Annotated in this window: 15 protein-coding genes, 1 pseudogene and 1 riboswitch; of the genes and pseudogenes, 14 read left to right on the forward strand and 2 right to left on the reverse strand. The window is 40.5% G+C overall.

The window, feature by feature from the left end; all coding sequences use genetic code 11:
• Nucleotides 1-18: 18 nt before the first annotated feature.
• Complete coding sequence (locus VK664_RS27055) at nt 19-1,269, reverse strand: chloride channel protein (RefSeq protein WP_461401855.1); 1,251 nt, start codon at nt 1,267-1,269, stop codon at nt 19-21.
• A gap of 49 nt (nt 1,270-1,318) precedes the next feature.
• Nucleotides 1,319-1,385, reverse strand: a riboswitch (Fluoride riboswitch).
• A gap of 295 nt (nt 1,386-1,680) precedes the next feature.
• On the opposite strand from VK664_RS27055, the gene VK664_RS27060 reads away from it, so the two are divergent.
• From VK664_RS27060 to VK664_RS27075, 4 genes are all read left to right on the forward strand, one after another.
• The gene (locus VK664_RS27060; protein WP_461401856.1) at nt 1,681-2,379 is read left to right on the forward strand and encodes a LytR/AlgR family response regulator transcription factor; all 699 of its coding nucleotides are present in this window, start codon (nt 1,681-1,683) and stop codon (nt 2,377-2,379) included.
• Between the two features lie 336 nt (nt 2,380-2,715).
• Nucleotides 2,716-3,768, forward strand: coding sequence for an NAD-dependent epimerase/dehydratase family protein (locus VK664_RS27065; RefSeq protein ID WP_461401857.1), 1,053 nt, complete (start codon nt 2,716-2,718; stop codon nt 3,766-3,768).
• A 68-nt stretch (nt 3,769-3,836) separates the two neighbouring features.
• Complete coding sequence (locus VK664_RS27070; RefSeq protein WP_461401858.1) at nt 3,837-4,901, forward strand: NAD-dependent epimerase/dehydratase family protein; 1,065 nt, start codon at nt 3,837-3,839, stop codon at nt 4,899-4,901.
• Nucleotides 4,902-4,956: 55 nt separating this feature from the next.
• Entirely contained in the window at nt 4,957-5,781 is an 825-nt protein-coding gene (locus tag VK664_RS27075) for a glycosyltransferase family 2 protein (RefSeq protein WP_461401859.1), read from the forward strand.
• Nucleotides 5,782-5,877: 96 nt separating this feature from the next.
• Here the strand turns inward: VK664_RS27075 and VK664_RS27080 are convergent, their stop codons facing one another.
• On the reverse strand, nt 5,878-7,182 hold the full coding sequence (locus VK664_RS27080; protein ID WP_461401860.1) for a hypothetical protein: 1,305 nt from the start codon (nt 7,180-7,182) through the stop codon (nt 5,878-5,880).
• 598 nt (nt 7,183-7,780) lie between these two features.
• On the opposite strand from VK664_RS27080, the gene VK664_RS27085 reads away from it, so the two are divergent.
• The 10 genes and pseudogenes from VK664_RS27085 to VK664_RS27130 all read left to right on the forward strand — a co-directional run.
• Complete coding sequence (locus VK664_RS27085; RefSeq protein WP_461401861.1) at nt 7,781-8,326, forward strand: UpxY family transcription antiterminator; 546 nt, start codon at nt 7,781-7,783, stop codon at nt 8,324-8,326.
• A 145-nt stretch (nt 8,327-8,471) separates the two neighbouring features.
• The gene (locus tag VK664_RS27090; RefSeq protein WP_461401862.1) at nt 8,472-9,263 is read left to right on the forward strand and encodes a polysaccharide biosynthesis/export family protein; all 792 of its coding nucleotides are present in this window, start codon (nt 8,472-8,474) and stop codon (nt 9,261-9,263) included.
• A gap of 29 nt (nt 9,264-9,292) precedes the next feature.
• Nucleotides 9,293-11,644, forward strand: coding sequence for a GumC family protein (locus VK664_RS27095; protein ID WP_461401863.1), 2,352 nt, complete (start codon nt 9,293-9,295; stop codon nt 11,642-11,644).
• A 21-nt stretch (nt 11,645-11,665) separates the two neighbouring features.
• Nucleotides 11,666-12,613 (forward strand): glycosyltransferase family 2 protein, encoded by a 948-nt coding sequence (locus VK664_RS27100; RefSeq protein WP_461401864.1) that lies wholly within the window; start codon nt 11,666-11,668, stop codon nt 12,611-12,613.
• Between the two features lie 23 nt (nt 12,614-12,636).
• Nucleotides 12,637-13,956, forward strand: coding sequence for a lipopolysaccharide biosynthesis protein (locus VK664_RS27105; protein ID WP_461401865.1), 1,320 nt, complete (start codon nt 12,637-12,639; stop codon nt 13,954-13,956).
• Between the two features lie 88 nt (nt 13,957-14,044).
• Nucleotides 14,045-14,905, forward strand: a complete 861-nt coding sequence (locus VK664_RS27110) for an O-fucosyltransferase family protein (protein WP_461401866.1) — start codon at nt 14,045-14,047, stop codon at nt 14,903-14,905.
• Nucleotides 14,902-15,945 carry a glycosyltransferase gene (locus tag VK664_RS27115; RefSeq protein ID WP_461401867.1) on the forward strand — a complete coding sequence of 348 codons (1,044 nt, stop codon included), beginning with the start codon at nt 14,902-14,904 and terminating at the stop codon, nt 15,943-15,945. Before VK664_RS27110 ends, VK664_RS27115 begins: the two co-directional genes overlap by 4 nt.
• Nucleotides 15,946-15,985: 40 nt before the next feature.
• Nucleotides 15,986-17,116, forward strand: a complete 1,131-nt coding sequence (locus VK664_RS27120) for an acyltransferase family protein (RefSeq protein ID WP_461401868.1) — start codon at nt 15,986-15,988, stop codon at nt 17,114-17,116.
• Nucleotides 17,117-17,150: 34 nt separating this feature from the next.
• Complete coding sequence (locus VK664_RS27125; protein WP_461401869.1) at nt 17,151-18,392, forward strand: glycosyltransferase family 4 protein; 1,242 nt, start codon at nt 17,151-17,153, stop codon at nt 18,390-18,392.
• Between the two features lie 22 nt (nt 18,393-18,414).
• Nucleotides 18,415-19,165 (forward strand): annotated as a pseudogene (locus VK664_RS27130) (hypothetical protein); the annotation flags it as partial.

Genomic DNA, 19,165 nt, shown 5'->3' on the forward strand with positions numbered 1-19,165 from the left:
AATTTCAACCCAGGTAAGTTAACGTTGTGATGTATATATACCCGCCCGCCCACTAAAAAAATAGGCCGTGATACAGGCAACAGCATAGAACAGGATATTATCTGATCCGAATAGTTCCACACCCATGATAGTGCAGGCAAGTGGTGTATTGGTAGCACCCGCAAAGACGGCTATGAAACCGATAGCCGCAAAAAGATCAACCGGCGCACCAAAGATCACCGCCAGTACATTTCCAAGGGTAGCACCAACAAAAAACAAAGGCGTCACTTCCCCGCCCTTAAAACCAAAACTTAAGGTGATAACAGTGAGCAACATTTTCCAGAACCAACTAAGATAACCGGCCCCTCCAGGTTGAAAGGCTGAGAGGATGCTCACACTTCCAGGTGCAGGATTTGAAACGCCCAGGCCCAGGAAATCAAAACTACCAACCAGGTAGCTGATGCCAATGACAAGGCTGCCTCCAACCACCGGTCTTAACCATTTATTTGGTATGATAAACCTCGCCAGGGACTTTGTAAAATGCGAAAGCCCGGTAAATAACCTGGAAGTATAACCGAAAATAATTGCGGCCATTATAACTTTTAGCAGTAAAAAAATATCTGTAGAGATCCATCGGATCGGTCCTGTACCCGCGGGGATAAAGCTTACGAAGTAAGAGGTATGATGGATTCCTGTTAAGCGACAGGTGAGATCTCCGGCTACCGATGAAATCAGGCAATAGAAGAATGCATTGTATTTAAGTTTACCAATAGTCAAGACCTCGATGGCAAAAACGGCACCCGCGAGTGGAGTTCCAAACACAGCCCCGAAGCCCGCGGCAATCCCACTCATCAGCAATAGTGATCTCTGATCGGGACTCAACGAAAACATCCTTGAAAAATATGCGGCAACGCCTCCGCCCATCTGAATGGCTGTTCCTTCGCGACCTGCAGAACCACCAAACAAATGTGTAATCAATGTGGTAATAAGAATCAGCGGTGTTATCCTGGCAGGCACGCCCGCTCCGGGTTTATGGATCTCATCGATGATCAGATCATTACCTGCTGATGCATTTTTACCTGCGATCTCATATAGCCATGTAATCAGGATACCCGCAAACGGGAGTAAATAGATTAACCAATTATTTGAAAATCTGAAAGATGTTACCCATTCAAGCAGCCAGAGGAATAGAGCCACCAATAAACCGGTTATAATAGATGATGGCAACAGAAAATATAAACTGCTGACAAAGTCGCGTATTGAAGTTTTGATCATCTTGAATCGGCTCATCCTACAAATAAATTAGTTGACCTCCAGTAGTTACCTCCAGGCCATGTTTGTATTTGCAGGCGCCATCAGCCCGTTCGTGGACGGTTTACCAGGAAGACACCATTTCCTTTTGGATTACAAATATAACAGGAATTGTAAACGCCAACTATTCTTGATTTTTCTGCCCTTGGTTAGTTTGCAGCGCTTGGTCATCATTCCGGCACCATTGACCCGATTTCACTCTCCCACAACAAAAAAACACTCATTCTTTGTCTTGTTCGGTTTCACAATGTCGCAATAATCCAAATCCAAATATCCAATCCGAAAATCCAAATACGCAAATCCAACAAACCCATGGGACGATAGTTGTGGGCGGAAATTTTACAACATTTAATGGGAACCCTTGCGGAAACATAATTTGTTTAAAGGACGATGGATCTCTTTCAGAATGGAAAACTGGTACAGGCTTTAACGATAACATTATGCACTTTGCACTGCAGGAGTCTATCCCCGGAAAAAAACGAATACTGGTCGCCGGATTTTTTGATCAATATAAATCTTACGCACAGTAACTGCATTTTCGACCACGCGAAGGCTACACCTCTCATTTTCCAGGATAATAAAACCGGTGATTTCAGGCTGGTTAATCTAAGGAATGCGAAAGGATTGGTGAAATACGAAACTCTTGAGTTAAACCCGCAGCATGAAAAAATCAGCAGCTTCGTTCATGCATTAAATGGCGCCCCGACTGCAACGGCTTTACCGAATTTAACCAGTAAGGCCGTCAACACTCAGAGGTATCGTTTTCTCGTTCGTATATCATCAAAACTCCGGCCCGTTTCAATTGAAGATATCGCCTATTTCTATGCGGATAACCGGCTTAACTTTCTTACAACCTGGGAAGGTCAGCGATTTGTGATCAATCATTCGATGGAAGATCTTGTACGGCAACTGGCACCTGATCATTTCTTCAGAATCAGCAGGTCCTTTATCGTTTCCTATAAAAGTATTGACATGATTCAAATCCAGGATCGTAACCGGCTGAAAGTCATGCTGACACCCGCATTTAAATCAGAAGTATTTGTGAGCCGTGAAAAAGTAACAGAATTTAAGAGTTGGATTGGGGAATAGGGCGGTGAAATCCTAAATTTTGCATGCGTAAATTTTGCGCGAATGTTCACTATTACAAGTATTTCAACTTATTTTTGGCGCTACCAATCGGACAACAAGATAAAATTCAGTATACACAGGCTAAACCACCTGGTTTTGACTGATGTGTAAGTCGTTAATTATCAACTGCATACTTTCAAATAACCGTTTTGTCTAAATTGCCAAAACACTACATTACTGATGGTTACCTATCGACACGTGGTTCTCAATTGCTTAATTTAAACACATTCCCTCCGAACCATAAGCGTTAGCCATCAAATCAAATGTTACCCATTAAATTATAATCGATCTCCGTATATGAAAAAAATCCTTGTTACCGGTTCATCCGGATTAGTTGGCTCAGAAGTTTGTGTATATTTTGCTGAAAAGGGTTATGCTGTGCACGGAATTGATAACAACCAACGTGCAGTGTTTTTTGGACCACAGGGCGATACCCGTTGGAACCAGCAAAGGCTTCAAAAGAACCTGGGGAATTTCTCGCATCATGAACTTGACATACGTGACAGGCAGGGTATCCTTGATAAAATGAAAGAGATCCGTCCTGACGTAATCGTTCATACTGCTGCCCAGCCGAGCCATGACAGAGCAGCAGCAATTCCTTTCGACGATTTTGATACAAACGCTACTGGTACACTAAACATGCTTGAAGCAACCCGGCAATTTGTGAAAGACTCACCATTCATCCATATGAGCACCAATAAAGTTTATGGTGATGCTCCGAACAGAATAAAGTTAAAAGAATTGGAAAACAGATGGGATTATGATGACGATACCTATCGACATGGTATACCCGAGACCTTTACGATCGATCAGTCGAAGCACTCTTTATTTGGTGCTTCCAAAGTTGCAGGAGATGTAATGGTTCAGGAATACGGTCGCTATTTCGATATACCTACCTGTTGTTTGAGAGGTGGATGTTTGACCGGTCCAAATCACACCGGGGTAGAATTGCATGGTTTTCTTAGTTACCTCGTGAAATGTAACCTGGAAGGAAAAAAATATTTTGTTTATGGTTACAAAGGGAAACAGGTTAGAGACAACATTCACTCACTTGACATAGCAATGTTCATGGAAACTTTCATAAATGCTCCGCGCGTAGGCGAAGTTTACAATCTCGGTGGTGGCAAAGAAAATACCTGCTCAATCTTAGAGGCGTTTGCCATCACTGAAGGATTTACCGGCAAACCGCAGGTATACGAATACCTCGATAAAAACCGCCAGGGTGACCATATCTGTTATTACAGTGATTTGAGAAAAATGAAAGAACACTATCCACAGTGGGACATCACCGTCAGCTTGCCGGAAACGATCCGGCAGATTGTGGAAGCATGGCAAAAAAGAACTGCCTAAGGTAAGCTCAATAAAAACCGGAAGTTCTTGACACACCTGAATGGCCAAAAAATAATAATACTGAACGGATGAAATCTATATTGATAACAGGGGGTTGCGGTTTTGTTGGCTCTAACATGGCTGTCTTAATTAAAGAGGCGCATCCTTCATATGAAGTTATCTGCCTGGATAACCTGAAACGTCGCGGATCAGAGTTAAACCTTAAGCGGTTGAAGGCGGCAGGTATTCAGTTTGTGCATGGTGATATCAGGAATAAGGAGGATTTCGATGAGTTGGGCAAGGTTGACTTTCTGATTGAAGCAGCGGCGGAACCTTCTGTGCTCGCGGGGATAGATACGACGCCGGATTATCTTATAAATACCAATTTACTCGGCACCATAAATTGTTTAAATTTTGCCCTGAAGCGTAAGGCCGGCTTCATTTTCCTATCAACCAGCCGCATCTATCCGTATGCACTGATAGACCAGGCTAACTTCGAAGAAAATGAATCGAGATTTGTTCTGAGTGACAAACAAACCATTAGGGGTATATCAGCGAAAGGTATCACAACCGAATTTCCCTATGAAGGCGCCAGATCCTTGTATGGCGCGACAAAACTTTCATCCGAGCTGCTTGTAACAGAATATTGCGAGCTGCTTGGCCTGAACGCAGTCATAAACCGTTGCGGAGTAATAACGGGGCCATGGCAGATGGGGAAAGTTGATCAGGGTGTGATCGTGTTATGGATGGCGCGGCATTTTTGGAAAAAAGATCTTTCGTATAATGGCTATGGTGGAATGGGGAAGCAGGTACGTGATATCCTGCACATACATGATCTGTTCCGGCTGATTGATTGGGAAATGCATAATATGCCAGCGGTTAATGGTAAAGTATTTAACGTTGGCGGCGGTGTACCCTGCAGCATTTCGTTGAAAGAGTTAACGACAATATGTGAAGATTTGAGCGGCAATAAAATCAACATTGCACAGGTAACAGAAAACAGAAAAGCCGATCTACGCATTTACCTGACCGACAATTCGGAAGTGACTGGAAAAACCGGCTGGAGCCCGGATTATACGCCTGAAAAAATCATGAAGGAAATATATGAATGGATCAAAGAATACGAAGAGGAACTTAAGCCAATTTTGAGTTGATGATCAGAGCATATTCACAGGAAAATAACCTTACTTATCACGCAAACAATAAGACATGCTTAAATTATCGGTTGTTATACCGGCTCACAATGAAGAAAAATCCATCACGGCAACTGTGAAACAACTTTTTGAAACTTTGCAAAAGTACCGGATAGAACATGAGATAATTGTAGTGAATGACAATTCTAAAGACCACACTATTGCGGTGCTCGAAGAATTAAAAAAACAGGTACATACACTGGTTTACTATACAAATAATGGCCCTAATGGTTTTGGATTTGCCGTCAGGTACGGTTTGAAACGATTCACCGGTGATTGTGTTGCGGTGATGATGGCTGATCTTTCCGATGATCCGCTCGACCTGGTGAGGTTTTATCATCGGATGATTGAAGATAATGTTGACTGTGTATTCGGCTCAAGATTTATAAAAGGCGGTAAGTTGATCGATTATCCCTTGCATAAACTGGTGATCAACCGGATTGCGAACACCATTATACGGATGGTGATTGGCACCAGGTATAACGATGCGACAAATGCCTTCAAGCTTTATAAAAAAGAAACCATCGCCGGCATCGAACCCCTGATGTCGCCCCATTTCAACCTTACCATCGAATTATCATTGAAAAGTATTGTTCGCGGCTATAGCTATAGTGTTGTTCCGAACTCCTGGCGTAATCGCAAAGAAGGTGTTTCAAAACTTCATATCAAAGAAATGGGCAGCAGGTATTTCTTCATCCTGATGTATTGTTTCATTGAAAAGTTTTTTGCGAAAGGAGATTTCAAAAAAGCAAAGGGGGATGCCAGGGCGGAGGAAACGGAAGATCCTTTACCTGCTACCAATTTTCAGGAAATATCCTCAACTGAACCCTATACCCAATAAATATACTTCTATATGACTTGCAAAGTCCATTGTGAGAGACGCAAGTATGAGATGAACAAGTATGAGATAAGCAAGCAAATTGTCTGATAATTGAAGCTACCGGTCTTTACTAAACGATGAGTCCGTTTTGTTTCCATTTAGTTTAATAAACCATCCTTCGGGATTAATCGGAATAATTAATTGATCATTTTTAATGTTATTAATCTTTTGAGCTTCCGCTTTCCAGTGTTTATCTTGTAAATTTTCATTTCCCATTTGAAAAATTTCTAATCTCGCTAATAAAATAATCAGGTACCAGAAATATAAAAGGTAAAACGGAAAGTAATTTTTCCTGCCAAGGGAAACATAAAGAATACCGGACCATATCAACAGCACTGACGGAATCAAAAAATATCTTCCCACTATCATAGGTCTGTAAAAATCTTTGATCAGATCATATCCATACAAGTTGGCCACAATCAGACTCAATGCGGAAATAACCAGGAACAATACCCTGAAATCTTTTGTTTTTTGGAATTGCCTGAAGCTGGCATATATCCATGCTGCCATGAGTATCAACAGAACAGAAAATATCGCGTAATTAATTTGTGCGGTATATAATCTTAACAGGCCGGGCAGATTTGCCAGGTGTATGTAGACTACATAAGGTAGTTGCTGAAGCATGCCTGCCGGTCCCAGGTTATTCGGGATCCTGGTGGGTGTGGTTAGGACCGAAATCAACTGTATAACAGCAGTTGCTGCAAATACGATCAGTATAAGAGGATTTATTCTCCGGTCTTTGTGCCTCCATGAATTGAACAAAGCCAGCAGCGCGATCCCGGGAAGCAATACGATGTTGAAAGGCCCGGTTAAACCTACAATTAAAACAATTAACAAGTCCGGCAATAATTTTTTCTTATCCGGAGGGGAAATCAGGACAATGAAGGAAAGCACAGCCGTGTACCATTGCAGATTGGCCAGGTTGAGTACAATCTCACTTTTAATGGGGACAAATGTTAGTGCCAGGCACATCAGGAAACGGGCGTGCAGATCAAAACCCGTTCTTGTCCAGATATAAAAGAGTATAAACATAAATCCCAGCAGACTACAAATCATATAAGCAACCGGAGCGTAAGCATGGGGAACGAATAAATAGGTGAAATATGCTACGGTTCTGGGGATCAGGTGAAAATAGCCGGCGTATGATATTGTGAAGCTCCTGATGCCGGTATTATAAGCGTCCTGGAAAAATACACTGCCATCTTCCGCCCAGAACTGCGGATGCACCAGCGCAAACGGACTCCTGAGGGTTAGCATAGCAAAACTGATAAGTATTGCCATGAAAAACACAATACGGGAATTACGTTTATTGGGAATTGATTCGGGCGCTGTTTTGAATAGATTTGAAAGTGTATTCAACATCCGGTACGGTTTCGCTACAGTTGATAATTAGATTTTAAGCCGTCGGCAATATATTGATAAAAAGTAAACGATACAGCCCTGATTTAGTTGCCAGCCCCTACTTATTGCATTATACATACAAAATAAGGCGGTTATACCTATAACGCCATGTCATATAGAATATGGTCATATAGAAAATTGTACTTGAAATAATAATGTGGCTTCAAATTTGATTATTGCAAACTGATTACAGAGATGACCTGAAAAGGCAGTACAAAATGATTTACATTAATAAACAATCTATATGATTTTTTCGTTAAGAATTCATCGAAAACACTTGAGTTCTTAAACAAATATTTTTACTTTAAGATATTTCGCTTTACTTTTATAATATCAAGACCAATCAGGTCTCCTCAATTAATCCATCTTCCGATAAAACCACAGGTTACTTCTCATTATCGAAGAATCGCAGGCGCCACCTGCAGTTTTACTTTTTTCCATCTAACGAATTTTTTAGCCATGTGACCATGTAAGTGGGCGTGGCGGAGCCATGCCTGGAGGTAGAGAATAGCAGCAATTTTGTTCGTCACTCTATTATTAACTCTAAAAATTGATCTGTATGAGTGAAAAAAAATGGTACGCGATTTACACCAGGGCACGTTGTGAAAAGAAAGTTGCTGATTTGTTAAGTAAGAAAAACATAGAAAACTATTGTCCGTTAAATAAGGTGCAGCGTCAGTGGGCCGACCGCAAGAAGATCATACATGAACCGCTTTTCACATCATATGTTTTTGTCAGGCTCTCACAGGCAGAACATCTCCAGATGATTAAAACAGACGGCGTGGTAAGTTTTGTCTACTGGCTGGGGAAACCAGCGATTATTAAAGATTTGGAAATTGACATGATCAGGCGTTTCCTTGATGAATATACCAATGTTAAACTTGAGAAGACTTCTGTTAACATAAATGACATGGTTCGGATTATCAGTGGACCTTTAATGGAACATGCCGGCCAGGTTATAGCAGTAAAAAGCAAATCAGTAAAAATCATTCTTCCATCACTGGGGTATATGATGTCTGCTGAAGTAGAGCTCGACAAGGTTGAGCTCATTAGCGATAAGCTTCGCTTCTTTGTAGGCAACCAGGGAAAGCTCATCCTTGGATAATATACTTACTGACTAAATTGTCCCGGATAATCGTTCGATTTATCCATCTACCATTATTTTACACTTATCGATTTTAATAAATGACGGCGTGAGATCCGCCTTCATTTATAGCAGATATCTATTTTTTTCAGACACTAAATCAATAATGAATACACAAAAGTTTAAGTCATTCGGCGCTTTAATCACTTTTTTATTAATAGCAGTCATAATCACCTCGTGCGGCTCGTCAAAGAAAGTTAATAATGATTTTCTTTATTTTAAACAAGGCTCTGACACTACTACAACACCTGTTAAAAGAACACTCATTCAACCATTTGATTTATTGAGCATACAGGTCATTAGCCGAACTATGAACCAGGAACAGGCTGCAATATTTAATTTTCCTGCAACCAAAGATGCGGAGCAAGTGCCTGGGTACCAGGTTAGTGCCGCAGGAGAAGTCGAGATCCCGGTTATTGGTCCTGTTAAGGCTGATGGGCTCACTATTGAAGCACTACAGGCTTCAATTGCAGAAAAGCTAAATAATTATGTCAAGAATCCAGGGGTGCTGGTGCGGTTTCTCCAATTTGATATAAATGTTCTGGGGGAAGTTCATAATCCAGGTATTCAGAAATTCAAAACAGATAGAGTTACTGTGATAGATGCTATCAGTTCTGCAGGCGACCTGACTGACTACGGCAAACGAGACGATGTTGTAGTAATACGCGAACAATACGGTAAAAAAATTACCTATAAGCTTGACCTGAGAAACCGGCGACTATTCGAATCTCCTGTATACTACCTCCAGCCAAACGACATAGTTTACGTAAGTCCAACAAAAAACAAACTCAAAAATCTTGATGTCGATCCGGAAGCTCAGCGCAAAACCGGGCTGTTCTTTTCTATTGCTTCTATAATACTTTCTATTGGGTCGATTATCGTTTTTGCAGTAAACTAACTTGTTCACAGATCAGATAACTTATTATTATGCCGGGAAAAAATTCATTACTGTCAGGTGGAGACTCTGATAATTCTACCATAAGGGAACGTTTGACGAAGTTTCTTATCAAATGGCCATTATTCCTGTTTTTCCTTATTTTATGTATAGGATCAGGTTTTTTTTATAACCGCTATACTGTACCGAAATACTTGTCAAGTACCCAGATTCTCATCAAAGAAAATGAGGAAAACTCAGCAAATGCCACCGACATAATTGAAAATGCGGTGAAGGGAAAACGTGATGTTAATCTCAACAATGAAATCCTTTTAGTAAAATCCAAAACACTCCTGGAAGCCACCGTTGCTAAGAATAATTTCAATATCGCCTATTATAAAAAAGGTAATTTCCTGGATATAGAAATTGATCAGGATGCACAGTTTCAATTGAACACCGACAAAATAAGGGATACCGGGGCAACCATCGAAATGTACCTGAGAAACATTGATTCAAACGGCGGCGAAATCAGTTCATCAAAAAAGGAGAATGCGAAATTTGAAAAATTTGCCTGGAACAAACCCTTCAATTACAAAGGAAACAATATTGCTTTTTCAACTCCTGCTCCTTCCCTTCTTGCCGGAGGAGAATTTATTGTAAGATGGTATTCTGTGAAATCGATGGCAGATCATCTTGCCGAAAACCTGAGCGTAAAGCCGTTTGACAGCAAAACAAGTGTGCTTGAGCTCTCACTAAAAAGCGAAAATCTCCAAAGGGGTAAGGATGTATTAAATAAACTTGTTGAGGAATTAAATGCAAAAGATGAAGCTGACCGGGCAAAGCTTTCAAACACCACGGTTCACTTCATTGACGAAAGATTGATGGTTATTTCCAAAGAATTAAAAGGTGTGGAAGGAAATCTGGAAAATTACCAGGGTACTAACCAGATTGTAGATATGAAAGGACAGTCAACACAGTCACTTGACAATTCAAATACCGTATCCAAAACGATCAAAGATCTTTCAATTCAACAAGGAATTGTGAGGATGATAAGAGACTATTTTGCAAACCCCGCCAATGCAAATAAACTTGTTCCTTCTTCACTCGGCCTAAATGATGAAACACTTTCAAGCCTTATCACGAGGTATAATGACCTGCAATTAAAAAAAGAAAGAGAAGCGCCCTCTGTAGCGGAAAATAGCACTGTAATGCAGGATCTCAACACGCAGCTTGGTAATCTTAAAGGCAGCATCCTCGAAAGTCTGAATAGTGTTGGTCGCAATCTTAGTCTCCAGGAAAACAGTTTCCAGGAACAGAAATCACAATACAGTTCCCAGCTTTCTTCAATACCACACAATGAAAGAATACTCCAGGAAATAAAACGCAAACAAACTATTACTGAGGGTTTATACCTTTACCTTTTACAAAAGAGAGAAGAAGCCGCGATTGCAAGTACCGCAAAAAATGTTACTAATTATAAGCAAATAAACCTGGCAGATGGCATTGGACCTGTAGAGCCGAAAGCAACCAGTATATTTTTATACACCACTTTGCTGGCATTGTTCCTGAGTTTCGCAATCATCTATCTGCAGGATATCATGAACGATAAGATTAAGGATCATCGCGATATCAAAAGCAGAACTTCGCTTCATATCGCCGGTGATATCAATCATATTGCCAAGCGGAACAAACAAACTTTTGCCGTACTGGGACGCAATATGGCCAGTGAGCAATTCAGGCTGATCAGATCAAATATCTATTTCCTGCTGAATAATCTAAACGGCAAAGTTGTAATGATCACCTCTACAGAAAGTGGAGAAGGCAAATCTTTTATCAGCCTCAACCTGGCTGCGGTTTGTGCTATTCCTGGTAAAAAAATTGCACTGCTTGAATTTGATATTCGTAAGCCTGAATTGAGTAACATCTTTTCATTGGAGGACGATGAAGGTATCTCCGAATACTTATCAGGTGACATCGACGATTACGGCAGTATATACCGCAGTGTTGAAGACATTCCTGATCTGCATATTTACCCTTGTGGACAGATTCACGAAAATCCCGCCGATTTACTCTTGTCAGAAAGACTGCCCCATCTGATCAGAAGTCTCAGACATGATTACGACTATATATTTATTGATACCCCACCTGTTGGAATTGTTACGGATGGATTAATTCTTTCAAACCTTAGTGATTTAGTCTTGTATGTTATCAGGCAGCAAACTACCGGCAAAAAACAGCTGGAATTCCTGAATGATCTCGTGGCAAATAAATCACTGAGAAATGTTTCATTGCTTTTTAATGACATCAAATCAAAAGAAAAGAAAAGCTATAGTAAATATTATACTGAAAGTACAAAAAGGCCTGCTAGAAAAACATCAGGTGCGTTGAACACCAGGGTAGCATAATACAAATGAAGAAAGCCTTACATGAAAATTTCCATACTCATTCCAACCTGTGAACGTCCAAAATTATTTAGTGAATGCATCAATTCATGTCTTGTACAATCATTGATGCCAGACGAAATAATTGTTGGAGACGACTCAAAATCTGACTCAACATTTAATGCTATTGAAAGTATTGACTGGCCGCCTAATGTTACACTATTATATAATCGTAATAGCCCAGGGCTTGGGCAGGCGGCTAACGTAAATAATCTCTTCAATTTAGCAAATGGTGACAAGGTCCTCTTGATTCATGATGATGACATGTTACTCCCGAACACGTTAGAAACACTGGCAGGTTGTTTTGAAGCCGAACCATCGATTGACGTTGCATTTGGTAAGCAATATATCATGACTGATAACGGAGAAGTATCTTTAAGCCGATCCAGGTTCTACAATAAGTCATTTTACAGATCAAAAGAATACGAAGGACTTAACAAACTTACTTCGCTCGAAGCAGGGATGTCGCAGCAATTTCCAAATAATGCTTTTCTTATCAGGACAGAATTAGCAAGAGAACTGAGATATCGTAACATAAAAGATGCGTGCGATTTTGACTTCGGCCTGCGACTTGGGTTAACAGGTGCTAAAATGTATTTCAAGGACCATTATGTTGCTAAGTATCGTATCTCCGATGTATCTGTTTCTAAAAGTCAAACCAACGACAGCGCTTTATATGCTTTCAGAGAAATAGAAAAACTTCCGGTGCCGGCCAAATCATTAGGCATCAAATTGAAATGGTTGAAAGACCGGGCTGGAGTAGCTGTTGGACAATCTATATCTACTGAAAATTACGAAGCAGCATCACAACTGTTTTATAGCAAATATCATTTACCCAAAATCTTTACAATCGGCGGTATAAAAAGATTTATTCGTCTTTGTATACTTGGAATGCGCGCAGGAAAAACAGCAAACCAGAAAGTCGGATACTGATCTTAATCAAAAAGTGTAGATTTTTGAAAATTTTACGATTTTATAAATACCCTGGTTATTCACGACCACAGATCTCAAGATGGATTAAATTAATTAGTACTTTCTTACTGGGCCAAACTGTGGTTCAGGTATTACAATTACTGAGCGGTGTGTTACTTTTCAGATGGCTCACAATTGAGCAATACGCACAATACACGATGGCATTCGCTTTCCAGACAAGTGCACATATTCTTGTAGAATTTGGTTTCTCGGGAACAATTGTAGCCTTGGTTGGAGATAAAATTCATGACAAACAAAGGATCGGTTCATTAGTTAAAGCGGGACAGTATTATCGTAGAAGGCTTTATATAGGAATAAGCATAGCCTGTGTAATCATTTTTCCGTTACTCACATATAAGCAAAACTGGCCCTTTGTCACAAGCCTGCTTCTGCTTATTTCAATACTAACAAACCTTTTTTTTACAGGCTGGACATCCTATTACACACCGCCGCTAAGAATGCATCAAAAAATAAAGGAACTATATGCCCTGCAGATAAAAAGCGGGGTATTGCGATTGACGGTTCTATACCTTTTGAATATCATTTCAGTGTTAAACTCGTGGATAGCAGCAATGGTCGGCAGCATTCATACTTTTGTAACAGGTTATCTAACACGTAAAGCTGGCAAAGATTATATAGATCACAAGGCGGTTAACGATCAGCAAACCCGCACCGAAATGTTGAACCTGATCAAACCTATTACGCCGATTATCCTTTTTACAGCGTTCCAGGGCCAGATATTGGTTTTCCTTTCTTCCATATTTGGAGAGACTGAAGGGATCGCAGAAATCGGGGTGTTAAGCCGGATAGGACAAATGTATATGGTCTTCAGTATGGCCGGCGGAGTATTGATAGCGCCTTATATAGCACGTTTACCTAAAGAAAAGTTATTCAAAACATATTCGGCTATTATTGGAGGAGGATTATTGTTCTGTTTATCCATCATTCTTTTCGGTTATTATGTTCCTCAACCATTTTTGATTATCCTGGGGAATAAGTACGAACACCTTGCCCCCGAAATAGTATTGTTGCTCATTGCTTCAGGTATAAATCTGATGAACGGGATAATATGGGAGATGAACGAATCCCGAAAATGGATATATAGCTTTGATTCCATCTCGGTGATTGTAGGAACTATAGTGGTGCAGGCACTATGTATGTATTTTTTTAATCTTAAGCAAACCAGCCAGATTTTATGGTTGTCAATTATAACCAATCTCTTTGTTTTTCTCATAAGAATGCTAGTTGCGTCATATGGATTGATCACAAATTCCAGGAAAACGCAGGATCAAAAAGTTAATTAATTACCTGCGTTCGTAACCTGGATTAAAAAAACTCTTTTGATCCACTTTATATCCCGGGGAGGATCGGTTATAAGCAAAATATTGTTCAATGATTTATTTAGAACCAAATTACGGTCTTGCCAACAGAATGCGTGTAATAGCATCTGGCCTGGACCTTAAGGAATCCACCGGTCAGAGATTAACCATTGTCTGGCCAAAAACCTTTGAGCTCAATTGTGCCTTTAAGGATCTATTCCAGCCGATCAGCAACGTCAGATTCATTGAAAAACCATTTTATTTTCATCTTATTAAGGATAATGACCAAAGAACTGCCTGGTCAAGAAAAATGGCACTAATATCCAACAGCATTTTCCAAATAAATTTTTGTGTAAAGGAAGATGATGGTGAGAAGCTTATGAGGGGCGCATCCAAAGACGCATTCAGTACTGTTAAGAAATTCCAACATGTTTACATCAAAACATGCGGGGAGTTTACCAAAAACAACAGCCTGTATAGCGCATTTCAACCCGTTCGTGAACTGCAGGAAATAGTAAACCAAAGAACAAAGATCTTTTCAAAAAATACAATTGGCCTTCATATCCGGAGAACTGACCATGTAGATGCAATAGGCAACAGCCCGGTAGAACTATTTATAGATGTTGTGGAAAGAGAGTTCAGGAAGAATTCCGAAATCAACTTCTATTTGTCCACTGACGATCCGGAAACAGAGCAAAGGTTTAAAAATGAATTCGGTGATATTATCATCACATACAAAAAAGACTTTTCACGAAACTCACTCCAGGGAATGAAAGATGCTTTACTTGATATGTATTGTCTGTCGAGGACATCAAAAATATATGGCTCTTTCAATAGTTCGTTTTCAGACATTGCATCCAGGATTAATTCGATCCCATTGTTAATTATGACAGCAAATAAGGAAACCAGGAAATTTGAATTAACCCAACCATGAAAGTCGTTCGCAAAAATTTATTGGTTGTCGGCTCTACCCTCGGTTGCTATGGTGGCATGGAAGCCTTTATGATAACCATTGCCGAAGCAGCAGCTAAATGGCCGGAATTTGAGGTAAGATTATGTTTCAAACTGGTGAGTGGTCAAAGCCAGGAACAGAATCTTGTCAGGAACTCAACAGCAGCATGTAGCCAGGTCTTTTTTGTGAAAAGCAACTCAAAGCAATTATTCAGTCTTATAAAATGGGCAGATATACTACATGTTCAAAATACCCCGCCAGACGTTGTGTTTCCCGCAAAATTATTTTCTAAAAAAATATTTCTTACTGTTCACAACTGGAGAAGAAAAGATCTCGGTTTACATTCTTTCCTCTGGAAATACTCAGTGAAACTAGCTTACCGCAGATGGTTCAACTCCAGGTTTGTCTGGGACACCTGGGAACCTGGAAAAAAATCACTTCGCAGTGATGCATTCCCTACCGTGTCAAATCTTCCTGAGGGTTGGCATCCGCCTGAGTCGCGTAAAGGATTTTTATTTATAGGCAGATGGATCAACAATAAAGGAATTGAAGAAATCTTAAAGGCATATAAGCAGAATTCTTTTGATACTGAGCAATGGCCACTTACTATTCTCGGCGATGGTCCATTAAGACCGGTTGTTGAAGATCTGATCAAAGAATTAGGACTGACTAAAGTCATCATGCCTGGTTTTGTAGATATCAATACAAAGAAGCAGTATTTGTCTTCGGCCAAATGGCTATTGGCGCCGGCGAACACCAGGGAAGATCTTGGACTAACACCAATTGAAGCAAGAAGTGTTGGTGTTCCCTCTATTGTAACAAAAGATGGTGGATTACCTGAAGCAGGTGGGCCAAGTGCCCTGGTTGCAGAACCCGGCAATGTAAATGATCTTGCCAGGTGCATGAAAATTGCTGTTGAGATGAACGATAGCGATTATTTAATAAGGGCTAAGCTTGCTAAAAGTTCGCTTGCTGAATTTCTAAGACCAATCGAATTTTACCGACAGGCCTACAACAATTAAGTCATTTCAATATAAAGGCAATTCAAATCCTGGTTCCCTGATGAGTAAAATAATCCAACTCAAAATTGCCGGCTACACTTCAATCTTTTTGGATGCAGTGCGGCTCCTCGCTTCCTTATTGGTGGTCGCATTTCATGCAAGAGATCAATGGATCCCTTCGCAGGCAATAACACCCACAAATAACAGTATCGATTGGGCACATGCCGGGGTAATTATTTTTTTCGTGCTTTCTGGTTATGTTATTTCATATACAACGGGAATTAATAGCCGTGGTCCCCTGCAGTATAGCAAAGCAAGGTTAAGCAGGCTCACCTCGATGGTGCTGCCGGCACTTGTTATCACAGCGATTGTTGAAATAACAATAAGCCTGGTGTCGCCTGAATTGAAAGCAGAATACACCAGGGGAATTTCATGGCCGCGATATCTTATCTCATCTTTGTTTTTGAATGAAGCCGGGTTTATGTCTGCAGCCCCACCGGTAAACGGACCTTTATGGTCTTTAAGTTATGAATTCTGGTATTATGTGCTGTTTGGACTATTTATATTCGGAAAAAGCAACCTGAAATCTTTTGCTATTATAGTCGTCGCGGCCCTGGTTGCGGGACCGAAAATATTATTGATGATGCCAATATGGATCGCCGGATGCCTGGCATTCAAAAAACATATCAACTTTAAAAATTCAAAAACCGGTTGGCTGTTATCGGCTGCTTTGTTTGGTTGTACCATTCTCGCTATTGCGTTTGTGCCACGACTACCTGAAGCACTAGGCGGAAAGCCATTTTATTTTTCCAACCAGTTTTTAAGTGATTATATCATTGGGTTCTTTTTTGCATCAGCACTGATTGTTATGCCTTTTCATGTACCAGGTATCAGTGTAAAAGAATTTTCGACTAAGTTCAGAACCATAGCCGATCTTACTTTTCCGATTTACGTACTACATCACCCATTATTGATTTTATGGCGTGCCGTTGTTGGATATCATCCTGAGAGTAAAACTGAAATGGTATTTGCAATAGTGATGTCTACTGTTGTTGCCGCACTCATCGGAATCTGGCTAGAAAATCTAAGAGGTATATGGTCAAAACAAATAGACAAACTATTTGATGCTGCGAAAGGATTTTATACCAGCATAAAATCATCTTATCTGCGCACCCGCCGGGAAAAGGCGTAAACATTTATTTCAGATTATATTTCTCTTCTATTTAATGAAATCAGTTATTCTACATCCAACCGGCAATGCTAATGTAAGGGCGGCAGCAATCGGTTTCAAAAGCGCGAATATTCTTTCGCAATTTTATACATCAATAGCCACTTTCGAAGGCGACTGGCTTGATAAATTGAGTGCATTTTCTCCGCTGTCGGAATTGAAACGCAGAAGATTTGATCACTCACTCAGATCAATGACAAGTACATGGCCATGGCGTGAAACCGGTAGGTTAATCTCTGGAAAAGCGGGTTATGCTTCTCTCACTAAACATGAATCCGGATTGTTTTGCGTGGACGCAGTTTATCATAGTATCGATAAACATGTTGCCGCCGAATTGAAGCGGGCAAAGAAAAATGGGGCGGAGGCAGTCTATGCTTACGAAGATGGAGCTGCTGCAACATTCCAGCAAGCAAAACGACTTGGTCTCAGATGTTTTTATGATCTTCCGATTGGGTATTGGAAAACCGGGTGGCGTTTATTAGAAGCGGAAGCAAACAAATGGCCTGATTGGGCAGAAACACTGGTAGGCATAACCGATTCAAAAGAAAAACTTGATCGGAAAGATCAGGAGTTGATGCTTGCCGACCAGATTTATGTTGCAAGCACTTTTACTGCAAAAACGCTGGGAGATTTCACTGGTCACCTGGCCCCGGTCGAAGTAATTCCATATGGCTATCCTGATGTAACACCAGGTAGAAAATACCCCGGCCATACACGAAGCCGAAAATTAAAATTATTGTTTGTGGGTCGGCTTGAACAAAGAAAGGGAATTGCAAATATGTTCAAAGCAGTTGCCGCTTTGGGAGATTATGTAGAACTCACTGTAGTTGGTATGAAGTCAACGAATGATTGCAAGGCGCTTGATACTGCTCTTAATCAACATAAATATATTTCAAACCTTCCTCATGAAGATATCCTCAAACTCATGAGAGAAAGTGATGTTTTGTTATTTCCGTCATTATTTGAAGGATTTGGATTAGTGATTACTGAATCAATGTCACAGGGAACCCCGGTTATCACTACTGAAAGAACAGCAGGACCTGATCTGATTTCAAATGATAATAATGGATGGCTCACCACAGCTGGTGAAACTGAATCTCTCCAGGCTGCACTGGATTACCTGCTTTGTAACCCCGCAAGAATTGCTGCAAATGGAAAAGCTGCAATGGAATCCGCCCGTTTAAGACCATGGCAGGTTTATGGAAGAGAACTGGCAGATTCAATTCTCAATAACGCTTAATAAAGCTGTTTTTTAGCTTAAGATGAACTATACTTCCAACAATTTTACTTCTGCATTCAAAACCACTTTTGGCCCCGGGCCATTCGTACGAACTAATGCAGAAGCTATTCAGTTAAACAAGTCTGTTTCCTTAATCAAAGGGGGCATCTATTTGTATGTGTTACTCCTCATATTTGAGGGTTCACTGAGGAAGTGGGTACTCCCGGGATTGGCTGCTCCATTATTAATTATTCGTGACCCACTGGCTCTATATATCATATTCCTTTGTTGGAAAGAAAAGATCCTGCCTTCTAACATCATTCTTGCCAGCACGGTGTGGATCGGCTTCATTAGTCTTTTTACGGCTTTATTTTTGGGTCATAAGAATTTATTTGTCGCTGTGTTCGGAGCCAGGTACCTGCTCATTCATTTCCCACTGATTTTTATCATTGGAAAGATTATGGATCGTGATGATATTATAAGGATCGGTAAACAGATGCTTGTTATCTCCATCCCGATTACGATACTCACCGTTTTACAGTTTTACAGTCCACAATCTGCCTGGGTGAACCGGGGAGTCGGCGGCGATATGGAAGGTGCCGGCTTTAACGGGGGTGCGTTGGGTTATTTCAGACCTCCGGGAACCTTTTCCTTCACAAATGGCAATACGATGTTCTATAGTTTGTTGGCTTGTTTTGTTTTCTATTTCTGGCTAAACAGCAAACATGTCAATAAACTGATTTTAGTTACCTCAACGCTATGCCTTATTACAGAGATTCCGATATCCATCAGCC

It is taken from the genome of Flavitalea sp. (assembly GCF_035489435.1).
Lineage (GTDB): Bacteria > Bacteroidota > Bacteroidia > Chitinophagales > Chitinophagaceae > DATHKG01.

What these genes read in the sequence shown, in the direction of transcription:
- VK664_RS27055 (WP_461401855.1), bottom strand. Translation starts at nt 1,269, where the DNA reads ATGAGCCGATTCAAGATGATCAAAACTTCAATACGCGACTTTGTCAGC.
- VK664_RS27060 (WP_461401856.1), top strand. Translation starts at nt 1,681, where the DNA reads ATGGATCTCTTTCAGAATGGAAAACTGGTACAGGCTTTAACGATAACA.
- VK664_RS27065 (WP_461401857.1), top strand. Translation starts at nt 2,716, where the DNA reads ATGAAAAAAATCCTTGTTACCGGTTCATCCGGATTAGTTGGCTCAGAA.
- VK664_RS27070 (WP_461401858.1), top strand. Translation starts at nt 3,837, where the DNA reads ATGAAATCTATATTGATAACAGGGGGTTGCGGTTTTGTTGGCTCTAAC.
- VK664_RS27075 (WP_461401859.1), top strand. Translation starts at nt 4,957, where the DNA reads ATGCTTAAATTATCGGTTGTTATACCGGCTCACAATGAAGAAAAATCC.
- VK664_RS27080 (WP_461401860.1), bottom strand. Translation starts at nt 7,182, where the DNA reads ATGTTGAATACACTTTCAAATCTATTCAAAACAGCGCCCGAATCAATT.
- VK664_RS27085 (WP_461401861.1), top strand. Translation starts at nt 7,781, where the DNA reads ATGAGTGAAAAAAAATGGTACGCGATTTACACCAGGGCACGTTGTGAA.
- VK664_RS27090 (WP_461401862.1), top strand. Translation starts at nt 8,472, where the DNA reads ATGAATACACAAAAGTTTAAGTCATTCGGCGCTTTAATCACTTTTTTA.
- VK664_RS27095 (WP_461401863.1), top strand. Translation starts at nt 9,293, where the DNA reads ATGCCGGGAAAAAATTCATTACTGTCAGGTGGAGACTCTGATAATTCT.
- VK664_RS27100 (WP_461401864.1), top strand. Translation starts at nt 11,666, where the DNA reads ATGAAAATTTCCATACTCATTCCAACCTGTGAACGTCCAAAATTATTT.
- VK664_RS27110 (WP_461401866.1), top strand. Translation starts at nt 14,045, where the DNA reads ATGATTTATTTAGAACCAAATTACGGTCTTGCCAACAGAATGCGTGTA.
- VK664_RS27115 (WP_461401867.1), top strand. Translation starts at nt 14,902, where the DNA reads ATGAAAGTCGTTCGCAAAAATTTATTGGTTGTCGGCTCTACCCTCGGT.
- VK664_RS27120 (WP_461401868.1), top strand. Translation starts at nt 15,986, where the DNA reads ATGAGTAAAATAATCCAACTCAAAATTGCCGGCTACACTTCAATCTTT.
- VK664_RS27125 (WP_461401869.1), top strand. Translation starts at nt 17,151, where the DNA reads ATGAAATCAGTTATTCTACATCCAACCGGCAATGCTAATGTAAGGGCG.